Source organism: Streptomyces canus, from assembly GCF_041435015.1.
GTDB lineage: Bacteria > Actinomycetota > Actinomycetes > Streptomycetales > Streptomycetaceae > Streptomyces > Streptomyces canus_G.
This window is the reverse complement of sequence record NZ_CP107989.1, coordinates 7,832,624-7,846,536: the sequence shown is the minus strand read 5'-3', so window position 1 is coordinate 7,846,536 and position 13,913 is coordinate 7,832,624. Positions and strand designations below refer to the sequence as shown.

The window sequence follows — 13,913 nt, the reverse complement described above, 5'->3', positions numbered from 1 at the left end:
CCTCCTGTGGGGGAACTGTGGGTTCCGATTATAAGGAGAAGTTTGAGTCTCTCAAACCAAACCGATGGTTGCGAGGCCGTTCAGCCTAGGAAGTCGCCGGTCGTCGGGGGTGGAGGGGGAACGGTTACGCTCGTCACGTCTACCCCAGTGAGCGAAGAGAGCACCGTCGTGACGCACCCCTTCCTGGATCTGGCCCCGCTCGGCGCGGCACAGTTCGCCTCGATCGAGGACCGCGTGGCGCGGCTGTTGCGCACCGAGCAGGACGTCGTGATCATGCAGGGCGAGGCGCTGCTGCCGCTGGAGGGAGCGATCCGCTCCGCTGCCGGTCCGGGTACGACCGCGCTGAACGTCATCACCGGTCCGTACGGGCAGACCTTCGGCAACTGGCTGCGGGACTGCGGTGCGACGGTGATCGACCTCGCGGTGCCGTTCCACACGGCGGTGACGGCCGAGCAGATCTCCGCGGCGTTCGAGGAGCACCCGTCGATCGGCTTCGTGTCGCTGGTGCACGCGGAGGCGGCGACCGGCAACACCAATCCGGTGGCAGAGATCGGGGACGTCGTACGGCGGCAGGGCGCCCTCTTCTACCTCGACGCGGTCGCCTCCGTCGGCGCCGAGCCGGTTCTGCCGGACGCGTGGGGTGTGGACCTGTGCGTGATCGGGGCGCAGAAGGCGATGGGCGGCCCTGCGGGTGTGTCGGCGGTGTCGGTGAGCGAGCGGGCGTGGACCCGGATGGCGGCGAACCCGAGGGCCCCGCGCCGGTCGTACCTCTCTCTCCTCGACTGGAAGGAGCGCTGGATCGACGGCGGCCGCAAGGCCCTGCTGCACGCTCCGGCGCAGCTGGAGATGCTGGCGCTGGAGGCGTGCGTCGAGCGGATCGAGGCGGACGGACTGGACGCGGTGATGGGCCGACACCGGGCCGCCGCCGCGGCGACCCGGGCGGGGGCGCGGGTGCTGGGCGCGGGCCTGGAGCCCTATGTGTACGAGGACCGCGAGGCCGCACCCGTCGCCACGACGCTGCGCTCGCCCTCCGGCCTGGTGGCATCGGAACTCGTCGCCCGCGCCCTGGCGTCCGACCCCGCGCTGCCGCTGGCCGCGGGCGGGGGCGCGCTGGCCAAGGAGATGATCCGGGTCAACCACTACGGGGTGGACGCGACGCGGGGGGCCGTGCGGGCGAGCCTGGCGGCACTGGGCGCGGCACTGCGGGAGAAGGGACTCGCGGTGGACGTGGAAGGCGCGCTGCGCGCCGCGGAGGAAGCGTGGCGGTAACCCTCGGCCGACCCTTTCATTAACGGGTGCATAATTGACAGAGTAATTCCGGGGCTTATCAGAGAATAGCTTCCCGTATTCTTCTGCCCGCTTTCCCTGGACCTAAACGCAAAGATTCTGCGAACGCGAACCGGCTGAATTCGGGGAGATCTCGTGGTGGTTACATGCCTGTGACGCGTTACACATCGTGATCCATTTGCCCCTTATCTGCCGGGCATAACCGTGCAAAACGGTCACTTCTTGCGCGTCGGCGCGCGCCCGCGTGATAACACATGGAACGCCCGCATGTAACCCCACCCGGCGATGCAATTTTGAATTTCCCTCGGTAAATTCAATTCGCATGACTGCCGCACAAGCAGACCTGCAAATCGACCGGCCGACGGTCGCGGACGGAGCCGCACTGTGGCGGATCGCCCGTGACTCCGAGGTCCTCGACCTGAACTCGTCGTACAGCTATCTGCTGTGGTGCCGCGACTTCGCCGCCACGTCGGCCGTCGCACGGAACGACAGCGGGGAGCCGATCGGTTTCGTCACCGGGTACGTCCGCCCGGACCGACCCGGCACCCTGCTCGTCTGGCAGGTGGCGGTGGACTCGGCGTACCGCGGCCGCGGACTCGCCGCCGCCCTGCTCGACGGACTGACCGCGCGGCTCGCCGCCGAGCGCGGGCTGACCACCGTCGAGACCACCATCACGCCGGGCAACACCGCCTCCGAGCGGCTGTTCACGGCGTTCGCCGAACGCCGTGGCGCCGGCCTGGAGCGCGAGGTGCTGTTCGACGCGAGCCTGTTCCCCGACGGGCCGCACGACCCCGAGGTCCTCTACCGCATCGGGCCCCTCTCCCCCACCCCCACTCCCTCCGCCTGACCCCCCACGCACCCGAGGAGCGATTCTTCGTGACCATCACCCAGCCCGACCTCAGCGTCTTCGAGACCGTCGAGTCCGAGGTGCGCAGCTACTGCCGCGGCTGGCCCACCATCTTCGACCGCGCGCAGGGCAGCCGCATGTACGACGAGGACGGCCACGCGTACCTGGACTTCTTCGCCGGCGCCGGTTCACTGAACTACGGCCACAACAACCCCGTGCTGAAACGGGCGTTGATCGACTACCTGGAGCGCGACGGCGTCACGCACGGGCTCGACATGTCGACCACCGCCAAGCGCGCCTTCCTCCAGACCTTCCAGGACCTCGTGCTGCGGCCGCGCGACCTGCCGTACAAGGTCATGTTCCCGGGCCCGACGGGCACCAACGCCGTGGAGTCGGCGCTCAAGCTCGCCCGGAAGGTCAAGGGGCGCGAGGCCATCGTGTCCTTCACCAACGCCTTCCACGGGATGTCGCTGGGCTCCCTGGCCGTCACCGGCAACGCCTTCAAGCGGGCGGGCGCCGGTATCCCGCTGGTGCACGGCACGCCGATGCCGTTCGACAACTACTTCGACGGCACCGTCGAGGACTTCCTGTGGTTCGAGCGGCTCCTGGAGGACCAGGGCTCGGGCCTGAACAAGCCGGCCGCCGTGATCGTCGAGACCGTGCAGGGCGAGGGCGGCATCAACGTCGCCCGGCGGGAGTGGCTGCAGGCGCTCGCCGCGCTGTGCGAGCGGCAGGACATGCTGCTCATCGTCGACGACATCCAGATGGGCTGCGGGCGTACCGGTGCCTTCTTCTCCTTCGAGGAGGCGGGCATCACGCCGGACATCGTCACCGTGTCCAAGTCCATCAGCGGCTACGGCCTTCCGATGTCGCTCTGCCTGTTCAAGCCGGAGCTGGACATCTGGGAGCCGGGCGAGCACAACGGCACCTTCCGCGGCAACAACCCCGCCTTCGTCACGGCCACCGCCACCCTGGAGCAGTACTGGGCGGACGGGTCCGCGATGGAGAAGCAGACCCGCAAGCGCGGCGAGCAGGTCGAGCAGGGGCTCATCTCCATCACCGAGGAGAACCTGGCCGACGTGAAGGAGTACCGCGGGCGCGGGCTCGTGTGGGGCATGGAGTTCCACGACAAGGAGCGCGCCGGCAAGGTGGCGCACCGCGCCTTCGAACTCGGGCTGCTCATCGAGACGTCGGGCCCCGAGAGCGAGGTCGTGAAGCTGCTTCCGGCACTCACGATCACCCCCGAGGAACTGGACGAGGGACTCAGCATCCTCGCCCGTTCCGTACGCGAAACCGTCTGAATCACCGTCTACGTAGGAGGCATCGCAGCACCGTGATCGTCCGTTCTTTCAAGGACATCGAAGGCACCGACCGGCATGTGAGGGCCGCGTCCGGCACCTGGGAGAGCAAACGCATCGTGCTCGCCAAGGAGCGGGTCGGCTTCTCGCTGCACGAGACGATCCTGTACGCGGGTACGGAGACGTCGATGTGGTACGCGAACCACATCGAGGCCGTCGTCTGCGTCGAGGGCGAGGCCGAGCTGACCGACCACGAGAGCGGGCAGACGCACTCGATCACGCCCGGGACCATGTACCTGCTGGACGGTCACGAGCGGCACACGCTGCGGGTCAAGGAGGACTTCCGCTGCATCTGCGTGTTCAACCCGCCCGTGACCGGCCGGGAGGACCACGACGAGAACGGCGTCTACCCGCTGCTCACCGAACCCGAATCCGAGGAGGTGTGACCGCACCCATGACCACCACCACCGTCACCGATCTCTACCCCAGCCGCGGCGCCACCGAGGTGTCGACGCCCCGCAAGGACCCGGTGGTCTGGTCGGCCCCCGGCGCGCCGGGACCGATCGCCACGGGCGAGCTGGAGGCGTTCGAGCGCGACGGCTTCCTCGCCGTCGACCAGATCATCGGCCCCGACGAGGTCCCCGTCTACCAGCGTGAGTTGGAGCGGCTCGTCACCGACCCGGACATCCGCGCGGACGAACGCTCGATCATCGAGCCGACGTCCAAGGAGATCCGCTCGGTCTTCGAGGTGCACAAGATCAGCGAGATCTTCGCGAGTCTGGTGCGCGACGAGCGGGTCGTCGGCCGGGCCCGGCAGATCCTCGGCTCGGACGTCTACGTCCACCAGTCGCGGATCAACGTCAAGCCCGGTTTCGGGGCCAGCGGCTTCTACTGGCACTCCGACTTCGAGACCTGGCACGCCGAGGACGGCCTGCCGAACATGCGGACGGTGTCCGTCTCGATCGCGCTGACCGAGAACTACGACACCAACGGCGGCCTCATGATCATGCCGGGGTCCCACCGCACCTTCCTCGGGTGCGCGGGGGCCACCCCGAAGGACAACTACAAGCAGTCGCTGCAGATGCAGGACGCGGGCACGCCGTCGGACGAGGCGCTCACCGCGATGGCCTCGGAATACGGCATCAAGCTGTTCACGGGCAAGGCCGGTTCGGCGACCTGGTTCGACTGCAACTGCATGCACGGCTCCGGCGACAACATCACGCCGTTCCCGCGCAGCAACGTGTTCATCGTGTTCAACAGCGTGGAGAACCAGGCCGTGGAGCCGTTCGCGGCGCCCATCCGGCGGCCGGAGTTCATTGGCGCGAGGGACTTCACGCCGGTGAAGTGACCCCACGGTGACCCCTGAGTGACCCCGGGGGTGGCCCTCACAGCCACGACAGCGACGCGGCCCGCTCCAGTACGTTCCGTACGGCGGCCGCGTCGCCCGTGGTGTCCCGGGGAACCGTGTCCGGCGCGTGCCGCCCGCCGACCAGCAGACAGAAGTCCACGGCGTCCAGGGTGAGTTCGGCGGCGACGGGGTCGCTCTGCGAACCCAGGACCCACTCCTCGCCGCCCCTGAGCCCCAACAGCACCGGCGGGGCCTCGGCCCCGAGGACGGTGCCGAGAACGCGGACGGCCAGCCTGACCAGCTGCCCCAGGTGCTCCTCGGGCGGCGGCGGCACGGCCAGGCCCAGGGCGCGGCCGATGTCGTCGGTGTGGATCCACGCCTCGAAGGCCCGCGCCAGGAAGTGCTCGGTGACGGGCAGCCTGAGGCCCATCAACAGGGTTGTTCCTGCGGCGAGTTCGGGATCGAGGGCATGCGGGGTGCCGAGGAGCGCGGCCGCCTGCGCGGACCAGTCGGCGATGGTCTGTTCGGGCGTACGGCCGTATTCATGGGCGATCACCTCGGCGGTACGCCTCTCCCAGGCGTCCGCCCAGTCCGCGTCCTCGTCGATCCACGCGCCCGGCACCCGGGCGTCGATCCCGAGCCGCAGGGCCAGATGTTCGTCGGCGGCCAGCAGATGGGCGATGGTCGCGTGCACGTCCCAGTCGTGCACGACCGGCGTCGACCAGCGCCCCGCGAGCTCGGGCAGCAGCGCCTCGAGCCCGGCGACGGCGGCCGCGTAGGGGGCGGCGTGCCGGGCCACGCGGGGTGGCGCGGGGCGGGCGCGGAGGGCTCCGGTGAGAAGGGTGCCGAGGGGGGACGGCGGCTCGTCGAGCGGCGGGCCGTCCAGCAGCCGTACGGTCGCGCGCAGCCGTTCCGCCTCCGCCGCGCAGCTCTCGCACTCGGCCAGATGCGGTGGGACCAGCCGCTCCTCGGCCGGTTCCAGGGCGCCGAAGGCCCAGGCGGCCAGCAGATCGCGTACGTCGTCGTGATCGGTCACCGCTCGCCCCCTTCCCTGTGTTCCCCTGTCGCCATCATGCGCCCTCTTCCCACGCCGGGTCGGGTGGGTCGGCCAAAGTCTCCGCGAGGGCACGCAGGGCGGTGCGCAGCCGGGTCTTCGCGGTGCCCTCGGGGATGCCGAGCTCGACGGCGGCCTGCCGGTAGGTGCGGCCCGCGAAGTAGGCGAGGTGCACCACCTCCCTTTGCGACTGCGGGAGTTCGGCGAGAGCGGTGTGCAGCAGGAGGGACCGCTCCCGGTCGACGACCGCCTCGGCGGGGCCGGGAGAGGCGTCCGGGATGCCGTGCAGGGCCAGGTCGTCGGCGCGGACGTCCTTGCGGTGCCGGGCCTCCCTGCGCACCCAGTCCACGGCCCGCCGGTGGGCCAGCACCGACAGCCAGGTGCGCAGGGTGCCGCGGCGCGCGTCGAAGGCGTACGGCCTGCTCCACAGCTGCGCGAAGACCTCCTGCGCCACGTCCTCGGCCGCGGCCCGGCTGCCGGTCACGCGCACCGCGACCGCCCGCACCAGCCCGCCGTACGCCCCGTACGCCTCGGCCAGCGCGGACTCGTCGCCGTACACCAGCCGCCGGTGCAGCTCCGCGTCTGCGGGTTGCTGTACGGACGTCGTCCCGTCCGTGGACTCCACGGCACCACCACCCCTTGATGCCCCTTCCTAGCGTCCCGGGCGGCGCGGCGCCAGCGGTTCAGGCAGACAGGGCGTCCAGGAGCCGGTCGACATCGGCGGCGGTGTTGTAGAGGTGGAAGGAGGCGCGCAGGTTGCCCGCGCGGTCGGAGACCTCGATGCCGGCGGCGCTCAACTCGCGCTGCCGGTGGCCGAGTCCGGGCACGGACACGATCGGCGAGCCGGGGGCCGGCAGCGGTGCGTGGCCGAGGGCGGCGAGTCCGGTACGGAAGATGTCCGCGAGGGCGAGGTCGTGGGCGCGCACGGCGTCCACGCCGAGCTCCTCCAGGAGTTCGAGGGAACGGCGGGTGCCCGTGTAGGTGAACAGGGCTGGGCTGACGTCGAACCGCCGGGCGGAGTGGGCCAGTTCGGCGACGGGGCCGTAGCAACTGTCCCACGGGATCTCCCCCGCGACCCAGCCGGCCAGCACCGGCTTCAGGTCGCCGAAGTCCTCCGGCACGGCGAGGAAGGCCGCGCCGTGCGGGCCGAGCAGCCACTTGAAGGTGGTGGAGACGGTGTAGTCGTACGACCGCGCGTCCACCGGGAGCCAGCCCGCGGCCTGCGAGAAGTCGACGTAGGTGCGGGCTCCGTGGTCCCTGGCCGCGTCCCGCAGGGCGGGCAGGTCGGCGATCCGGCCGTCGGCGGACTGGGCGGCGCTGACCGCGACGAGGGCGGTGCCGGGGCGGACGGAGTCGGCGAGCCGTTCCAGCGGCACGATGCGGACCTTAAGGTCGCCGCGGGTGTGGAAGGGGTTCACGACGGAGGTGAAGTCGTCCTCGGCGGTGAGGACTTCGGCGCCCGGCGGCAGCGAGGCGGCGACCAGGCCCGAGTGGCTGGACACGGACGCTCCCGCCGCGACCCGGGTGACCGGGACGCCGGCGAGCCTGGCGAACGCGGCGCGGGACATCTCCACGTCCTGGAACAGCGGGTCCAGCGGCCTGCCCTCGGCGCGGATCAGCGCGACCTCCTGGAGGGCGGTCACGGTGCGTGCGGGGAGCAGGCCGCTGCTCGCGGTGTTGAGGAAGGTGTTCTTCGGGGCGAACTCGGCGCGGACGAGGCTCTCGAACGTCTCCATGGCTCCACTGTGGGGCCGGAAGACCTCTCGGTCCATTGCGAATTTCTACGCGGTTTCGCCAAGGAACGCTTATACGTCCGCGCCGACCTGCGTGTTTTGTCAGCCCTGCTGGGGTACGGCGCACCCGTCGGGACCGCAGGCCTCGGCGGAGGTGTCGCCCTGGTCGATCAGCTTCAGCGGGGAGCGGTTGCCCCAGGCCTGGGTGAGGGCCTGGGTGAAGACCTCGGCGGGCTGGGCTCCGGAGACGCCGTACGTGCGGTCCAGGACGAAGAAGGGGACGCCGTTGGCACCGAGCTCGGCGGCCTCGCGCTCGTCGGCGCGGACGTCGTCGGCGTAGGCGGTGGGGTCGGCGAGGACCTTGCGGACCTCGTCGGCGTCCAGGCCGGCCTCCACGGCGAGCTCCACGAGGCGCTCGTCGCCCTCGGTGAACAAGGACCTCTCCTCGGCGAAGTTGGCCCGGTAGAAGATCTGGACGAGCTCGTCCTGCCTGCCCTGTTCCTTGGCGAGGTGGAGGAGCCGGTGCAGGTCGAAGGTGTTGCCGTGGTCGCGGTCCCGGGTCCGGTAGGCGAGCCCTTCGGCGGCGGCCTGGGCGCCGAGGTTCTCCTCGCCGGCCTGGGCCTGGGCCTCGCTCATGCCGTACTTCTTGCCGAGCATGGCGAGGACGGGCTGCACGTCGCCCTTGTCCCGCCCGGGATCCAGCTCGAACGACCGGTGGACGACCTCGACCCCGTCACGGTGCGGGAAGGCCTCCAGCGCCTTCTCGAAGCGGGCCTTGCCCACGTAGCACCAGGGGCAGGCGATGTCGCTCCAGATCTCGACGCGCATGGTTCGGCTCTCTCCAGGTCGGACGTACGGAGACTCCCTCCGCTCAGTGGGTGAACATTCAAGCAGCGGGTCTCATTCCCCGGGTGCCTGCACCTGCTCAGGGGCGCGGGGCCGTATCGATGTGCGGCTCCGCCGCGTGGGCGCGCCCAGCCCCCTCCCACCCGCAGCCGCCCGACGACCGAACCCGGCACCCCGGATGGCGCCCGGCTCAGGCCCAGCGCAGCGCTCAGGTTCCGTCGCGCAGGTCGGCCGGCCACTCGGGCCGGTACTCGATGTGGTCGTACGTCACCACACACCCCTCCCCCATCGGCGACTGCGCCATGAAGCCGATCAGGGCCGCGCCGGTCTCCTTCTCGTCGCCCAGGGTGAAGAGGCGGACGAAGGTCCAGCGCTTGCCGTCGCGGGAGGCGTGGAAGGCGAAGGCGCGGCCGGTGCGGCTGACCCGCAGCCACACCGAACTGCCGTCCACGGTGAAGGAGTTGCAGTCGTCGGAGTGTCCCCGGGTGACGACCGTGCAAACGGTGGGCACGTCCGGGGAGTTCTCCAGGCAGAGTTTGGCCCAGGCCCGCTCGCCGACATGGACGTAGAGCACGCCCGCGTCGAACGACTTGTTGAAGCCCACGGTGACCCGGGCTATCAGCTGGAAGTCCCCCTCGGGGGCACCGAGCAGCCGCGGCGCGTCGGCGGCGGGGTCCAGGGACTCCCCGGTGGGCGGCACGAACCGGTCCTGCCGGGGGCCGGCCCACCCGGAGAGGATGCCGTCCTCGTGGGCCCAGTGCCCGTCGGGGCCATAGGTGCGGAGAGGGAAAGGGAGTTCGGGAAGTTCGACGTCCATCCTCAGAGTTTTCCAGCTCCCTCTCCGCCCGCGACTCCCGGGTGCCAGGGCCCGGTCGGCACATCATGCCGACGTCGCGGGCCCTGGCACATTCCTGCCGGAGGGGGCGCCCCCAGCGACGTTGTCGTCGCTCTCCCCCGCCGTGCAGCTGCCCGCACCAGCCCCCCGCTCACCGGCGCTGATCAGGCACCGTTGCGTGCGGTCGGCCTGATCCGCCGGCAGGCCCTAGCGCTCCAGCTGGTTGTTGAAACGGCGGGGCAGGCCCAGTGGGTTGTCGTCCCTCAGTTCCGGCGGGAGCAGGGCCTCCGGCGCGTTCTGGTACGCCACCGGTCGCAGCCAGCGCTCGATCGCCGTACCGCCCACCGACGTCGACGTGGACGTCGTCGCCGGGTACGGGCCGCCGTGCTGCTGGGCCGGGGCCACGGCCACGCCCGTCGGCCAGCCGTTCACCAGGACCCGGCCGGCCAGCGGCGTCAGCTCCGCGAGGATCTCGGCGCCACGCCCCTCGCCCGCGGCCTCCTGCGCCGACAGGTGCACCGTCGCGGTGAGGTTGCCCGGGAGCCGGGACAGCACGGCCCGCGCCTCGTCGTCGTCCTCGTAGCGGGCCACCACGGTGACCGGACCGAAGCACTCCTCCAGGAGCAGGTCGTACGCCCCCTCGGTGGTCAGCTTGTCCGCCGCCACCGTGAGGAAGCCCGCGCTCACCGTGTGCTCGCCGCCCGCTCCGGGCGTCACCGGCGACTCGACCTCGGGAAGCTCGACGCGCTCGGCGACCCCGGCGACGAAGTTGTCCCGCATGCGGTGGTCGAGAAGGACACCCGCCTCGGTGTCGCTGACGGCGTCGGTCAGGGACTTCAGCAGGCCGTCGCCCGCCGCGCCGGACGGCACGAGGACCAGGCCCGGCTTCACGCAGAACTGGCCGACGCCGAGGGTCATGGAGCCCGCGAGCCCGGCGCCGATGGCCTCCGCGCGCTCGGCGGCCGCCTCCTCGGTGATCACGACGGGGTTCAGGGAGCCCAGCTCGCCGTGGAACGGGATCGGCACCGGACGCGCGGCCGCCGCGTCGAACAGGGCACGGCCGCCCTTCACGGAACCGGTGAAGCCCGCGGCCGCGACCAGCGGATGCTTGATCAGCTCGAGGCCGGCCTCGAAGCCGTGGACGAGACCGACCACGCCCGCGGGGATGCCGTGCTCGGCGGCGGCCCGGCGCAGCACGGACGCGACCAGCTCGGACAGGGCCGGGTGGTCGGGGTGGGCCTTGACGACCACGGGGTTGCCGGCCGCGAGCGCGCTCGCGGTGTCGCCGCCGGCGACCGAGAAGGCGAAGGGGAAGTTGGAGGCCGAGTAGACGGCGACGACGCCCAGGGGGACCTTGTAGCGGCGCAGGTCCGGGATCGGCGGGGTCGCGGTGTCGTCGGGGTGGTTGATCACCACGCCGAGGAACTCGCCCTCGTCGACGATGTCGGCGAAGGCCCGCAGCTGGTAGCTGGTGCGGGCGAGCTCGCCGGTCAGCCGGACCGGACCGAGCGCGGTCTCGGCGTCGGCGGCTTCGACGAGGTGATCCTTGGAGTCCTGGAGCCGGTCGGCGGCGGTGCGCAGGAAGGCCGCGCGGACGGTGCGGTCGGCGAGGGACGCGCGCGCGTCGTGCGCGGCGCGGACGGCGGCGTCCACCTCCTGGGCTGTGGCCTCCACCGCAACCTGCTCGCGCTGCTTCCCGGTTCGGGGGTCGACACTCCAGACTGGTGCTGCTGCCACCGCGGGTCCCTCCACGTGTATCTGGGTCAGCCACCAGGACCGTTCGATATGCTGAACGCTGTCCCTGATGGTGAATATGCTGTTGGAGACTATTTCCCGTCGAACGAAGGGGTCAAGGGCGATGTCGGCTGGCGAGACGGGCGGCGGGTCACAGGTCAAGTCCGCGGTACGGACGGTTGAACTGCTCGAATACTTCGCCGGACGTCCCGGCATGCACTCCCTCGCGGCGGTCCAGGAGGCCGTCGGGTACCCCAAGTCCAGTCTCTACATGTTGCTGCGCACGCTTGTCGAGCTGGGCTGGGTGGAGACCGACGCGACGGGCACGCGGTACGGCATCGGCGTGCGGGCGCTGCTCGTCGGCACCTCCTACATCGACGGCGACGAGGTGGTCGCGGCGGCCCGGCCGACGCTGGACCGGCTCTCCGACGACACCACCGAGACCATCCACCTCGCGCGACTGGACGGCACGAACGTCGTCTACCTCGCCACCCGACAGTCGCAGCACTACCTGCGGCCCTTCACGAGAGTGGGCCGCCGGCTCCCGGCGCACTCCACCTCCCTCGGCAAGGCGCTGCTCAGCACGTACTCCGACGAGCAGGTCCGCAAGATGCTGCCGGAGACCCTGCCCGCGCTCACCGAGCACACGATCACCGACCGCGAGAAGCTCATCGAGGAGCTGCACCAGATCCGGGAGCAGGGCTTCTCCGTGGACCGCGAGGAGAACACGCTGGGGCTGCGCTGCTTCGGCGTCGCGATCCCGTACCGCACGCCCGCGCGTGACGCGATCAGCTGCTCGGTGCCGGTGGCGCGACTGACCCCGGCCCACGAGCAGATGGTGAAGGACGCGCTGTTCGACGCGCGGGACCGGCTGACACTGGCCACCCGTAGGCTCTGAGGCATGCAGATCGCGCTTCGAGAGGTTCATGACAGCGATCTGCCGGTCTTCTTCCGGCAGATGAACGATCCCGAGTCCCTGCGCATGGCCGCGTTCACCCCGAAGGACCCGGCCGACCGGGACGCGTTCGACGCCCATTGGAAACGCATCCGGGCCTCGGACGCCGTGCACCGCACGATCCTGGTGGACGGTGACGTGGTGGGCAGCGCGTCGGTGTACGGCGAGCCGGGCGAGCGCGAGGTGACCTACTGGGTCGACCGGGCCTACTGGGGGCGCGGCATCGCCACGGAGGCGCTGCGGGAACTGGTCCGGCAGGTGCCCGAGCGCCCCCTGTACGCCCGCGCGGCCGCCGACAACACGGGCTCCCTGCGCGTCCTGGAGAAGTGCGGATTCCGGGTGACCGCACAGGCGTCGGGGTACGCCCACGCGCGCGGGGCGGAGATCGACGAGACCGTGCTCATGCTGGACGCGTGAGACCGCCGTAGAAAAGCCGCGCAAGAAGCCTCAGATGAACGTCCGATGAGAAAAGCGGACGCATGGGAACGATCCGCTTCCGCCTGATCGTCTTCTCGGTGGGATGAACAAGACGATCAGGCGCGCATCGGTCTTCGCGCTGCTCCTGGTGTTCGCTCTGCTGATCCGAGCGACCTGGGTGCAGTTCTACGACGGCCAGGCACTCGCGGACGACAACGACAACCGGCGGAACGCGATCGAGACGTACTCCTCGCCGCTCGGGAACATCATCGTGGCCGGAAGAGCGGTCACGGGTTCCGAGAGGGTGACGGACAGCGACCTCGCGTACAAGCGGACGTACACGAACGGCAAGCTGTACGCGGCGGTGACGGGCTACGCCTCGCAGGCCTACGCCCCGACCCAGCTGGAGGGCATCTACGCCGACCTCCTCAAAGGCACCGACAGCCGGCTGAAGACCGTCATGGACACGATCACCAATCAGCGGGCCGAGCCCGGTGATGTGATCACGACGATCGACCCCGCCGTGCAGAAGGCGGCGTACGACGCGCTCGGCGACAAGAAGGGCGCGGCCGTCGCGATCGACCCGACGACCGGCAAGATCCTGGCGGTCGTGTCGACACCGTCGTACGACCCGTCCTCGCTGACGGACGCCAACACCGCGGGCAGTGCCTGGAAGCAGCTCAACGGGGACTCCGACAAGCCGCTGACCAACCGCGCGCTGCGCCAGCCGCTGCCGCCCGGCTCGACGTTCAAGCTGGTCGTGGCCTCGGCCGCGCTGGAGGACGGCCTCTACTCCTCGGTGGACGAGAAGACCGAGAGCCCGGACCCGTACACCCTGCCGGGGACGACCAGGGAACTCGCGAACGAGAACACCTCCGCGCCCTGCGAGAACGCCACGATCCGCACCGCGCTGCAGTACTCGTGCAACAACGTCTTCGCGAAGATGGCCGTCGACCTCGGCCAGGACAAGGTGAAGGAGATGGCCGAGAAGTTCGGCTTCAACGACGCCACGCAGGACGTCCCGGTGCGGGCCTACGAGAGCGTCTATCCGTCCGGCATGGACAAGTCCTCGACGGCCCTGACCGGTATCGGCCAGTACGACGTCACGGCCACCCCGCTCCAGATGGCCATGGTCTCCGCGGCCATAGCCAACGGCGGCAAGCTGGTGACGCCCCACATGGTGTCGACGATCACCGACCACGGCGGTGACGTCCTGAAGAACTACGACGACGAGGCGGGCACCGAGCGGATCGTCAGCTCCGACACGGCGGAACAACTCCAGTCGGCGATGCAGACGGTGGTGGAGAAGGGCACGGGCACGAACGCCCTGATCGACGGCGTCACGGTGGGCGGCAAGACCGGCACGGCCCAGCACGGCGAGAACAACAGCCAGACGCCGTACGCCTGGTTCACGTCCTACGGGAAGGCCGACGGGAAGGAAGTCGCCGTGGCGGTGGTCGTGGAGCAGTCGAACGCGGCCCGCTCGGAGGTGAGCGGCAACGGGCTGGCCGCCCCCGTGGCCAAGGCCGTGATGGAGGCGGCCCTCAAGAACTGAGGCG

At 70.5% G+C, this 13,913-nt stretch carries 14 protein-coding genes; 8 read left to right on the top strand and 6 right to left on the bottom strand.

Features of this window, described 5'->3' with window-relative positions; all coding sequences use genetic code 11:
- Positions 1 to 168 precede the first annotated feature (168 nt).
- The 5 genes from OG841_RS35805 to thpD all read left to right on the top strand — a co-directional run bounded on the left by OG841_RS35805 (position 169) and on the right by thpD (position 4,780).
- Positions 169 to 1,269, top strand: a complete 1,101-nt coding sequence (locus OG841_RS35805; protein WP_328643499.1) for a pyridoxal-phosphate-dependent aminotransferase family protein — start codon at positions 169 to 171, stop codon at positions 1,267 to 1,269.
- Between the two features lie 340 nt (positions 1,270 to 1,609).
- Entirely contained in the window at positions 1,610 to 2,134 is a 525-nt protein-coding gene (gene ectA, locus OG841_RS35800) for a diaminobutyrate acetyltransferase (RefSeq protein ID WP_328637592.1), read from the top strand.
- 29 nt (positions 2,135 to 2,163) lie between these two features.
- The gene (gene ectB / locus OG841_RS35795) at positions 2,164 to 3,435 is read left to right on the top strand and encodes a diaminobutyrate--2-oxoglutarate transaminase (RefSeq protein ID WP_328637593.1); all 1,272 of its coding nucleotides are present in this window, start codon (positions 2,164 to 2,166) and stop codon (positions 3,433 to 3,435) included.
- A gap of 32 nt (positions 3,436 to 3,467) precedes the next feature.
- Complete coding sequence (locus OG841_RS35790) at positions 3,468 to 3,878, top strand: ectoine synthase (protein WP_266379969.1); 411 nt, start codon at positions 3,468 to 3,470, stop codon at positions 3,876 to 3,878.
- 8 nt (positions 3,879 to 3,886) lie between these two features.
- Positions 3,887 to 4,780 (top strand): ectoine hydroxylase, encoded by an 894-nt coding sequence (gene thpD / locus OG841_RS35785; RefSeq protein WP_328637594.1) that lies wholly within the window; start codon positions 3,887 to 3,889, stop codon positions 4,778 to 4,780.
- A gap of 37 nt (positions 4,781 to 4,817) precedes the next feature.
- Here thpD and OG841_RS35780 read toward each other — a convergent pair whose 3' ends face one another.
- The 6 genes from OG841_RS35780 to OG841_RS35755 all read right to left on the bottom strand — a co-directional run bounded on the left by OG841_RS35780 (position 4,818) and on the right by OG841_RS35755 (position 10,985).
- Positions 4,818 to 5,816 (bottom strand): maleylpyruvate isomerase family mycothiol-dependent enzyme, encoded by a 999-nt coding sequence (locus tag OG841_RS35780; RefSeq protein WP_371568329.1) that lies wholly within the window; start codon positions 5,814 to 5,816, stop codon positions 4,818 to 4,820.
- A 34-nt stretch (positions 5,817 to 5,850) separates the two neighbouring features.
- Positions 5,851 to 6,459 (bottom strand): RNA polymerase sigma factor, encoded by a 609-nt coding sequence (locus OG841_RS35775; protein ID WP_371568326.1) that lies wholly within the window; start codon positions 6,457 to 6,459, stop codon positions 5,851 to 5,853.
- 58 nt (positions 6,460 to 6,517) lie between these two features.
- Positions 6,518 to 7,570 (bottom strand): aminotransferase class V-fold PLP-dependent enzyme, encoded by a 1,053-nt coding sequence (locus OG841_RS35770; protein WP_371568323.1) that lies wholly within the window; start codon positions 7,568 to 7,570, stop codon positions 6,518 to 6,520.
- A gap of 99 nt (positions 7,571 to 7,669) precedes the next feature.
- Complete coding sequence (locus OG841_RS35765) at positions 7,670 to 8,395, bottom strand: DsbA family oxidoreductase (protein ID WP_371568320.1); 726 nt, start codon at positions 8,393 to 8,395, stop codon at positions 7,670 to 7,672.
- Between the two features lie 226 nt (positions 8,396 to 8,621).
- Positions 8,622 to 9,230, bottom strand: a complete 609-nt coding sequence (locus tag OG841_RS35760; protein WP_328975713.1) for a DUF1349 domain-containing protein — start codon at positions 9,228 to 9,230, stop codon at positions 8,622 to 8,624.
- A gap of 225 nt (positions 9,231 to 9,455) precedes the next feature.
- Positions 9,456 to 10,985 (bottom strand): aldehyde dehydrogenase (NADP(+)), encoded by a 1,530-nt coding sequence (locus OG841_RS35755; RefSeq protein ID WP_328637600.1) that lies wholly within the window; start codon positions 10,983 to 10,985, stop codon positions 9,456 to 9,458.
- A gap of 121 nt (positions 10,986 to 11,106) precedes the next feature.
- On the opposite strand from OG841_RS35755, the gene OG841_RS35750 reads away from it, so the two are divergent.
- The 3 genes from OG841_RS35750 (at position 11,107) to OG841_RS35740 (ending at position 13,909) form a co-directional block, all read left to right on the top strand.
- Positions 11,107 to 11,880, top strand: a complete 774-nt coding sequence (locus tag OG841_RS35750; protein ID WP_007381154.1) for an IclR family transcriptional regulator — start codon at positions 11,107 to 11,109, stop codon at positions 11,878 to 11,880.
- Positions 11,881 to 11,883: 3 nt separating this feature from the next.
- Positions 11,884 to 12,354 carry a GNAT family N-acetyltransferase gene (locus OG841_RS35745; protein WP_057618262.1) on the top strand — a complete coding sequence of 157 codons (471 nt, stop codon included), beginning with the start codon at positions 11,884 to 11,886 and terminating at the stop codon, positions 12,352 to 12,354.
- A gap of 103 nt (positions 12,355 to 12,457) precedes the next feature.
- Positions 12,458 to 13,909 (top strand): peptidoglycan D,D-transpeptidase FtsI family protein, encoded by a 1,452-nt coding sequence (locus OG841_RS35740; protein WP_371568313.1) that lies wholly within the window; start codon positions 12,458 to 12,460, stop codon positions 13,907 to 13,909.
- Positions 13,910 to 13,913 lie beyond the last annotated feature (4 nt).

Bases quoted from the DNA above. Each gene is read 5' to 3' on its own strand.
- ectA (WP_328637592.1), top strand. From the start codon at position 1,610: ATGACTGCCGCACAAGCAGACCTGCAAATCGACCGGCCGACGGTCGCG.
- thpD (WP_328637594.1), top strand. From the start codon at position 3,887: ATGACCACCACCACCGTCACCGATCTCTACCCCAGCCGCGGCGCCACC.
- OG841_RS35770 (WP_371568323.1), bottom strand. From the start codon at position 7,570: ATGGAGACGTTCGAGAGCCTCGTCCGCGCCGAGTTCGCCCCGAAGAAC.
- OG841_RS35765 (WP_371568320.1), bottom strand. From the start codon at position 8,395: ATGCGCGTCGAGATCTGGAGCGACATCGCCTGCCCCTGGTGCTACGTG.
- OG841_RS35760 (WP_328975713.1), bottom strand. From the start codon at position 9,230: ATGGACGTCGAACTTCCCGAACTCCCTTTCCCTCTCCGCACCTATGGC.
- OG841_RS35750 (WP_007381154.1), top strand. From the start codon at position 11,107: ATGTCGGCTGGCGAGACGGGCGGCGGGTCACAGGTCAAGTCCGCGGTA.
- OG841_RS35745 (WP_057618262.1), top strand. From the start codon at position 11,884: ATGCAGATCGCGCTTCGAGAGGTTCATGACAGCGATCTGCCGGTCTTC.
- OG841_RS35740 (WP_371568313.1), top strand. From the start codon at position 12,458: ATGAACAAGACGATCAGGCGCGCATCGGTCTTCGCGCTGCTCCTGGTG.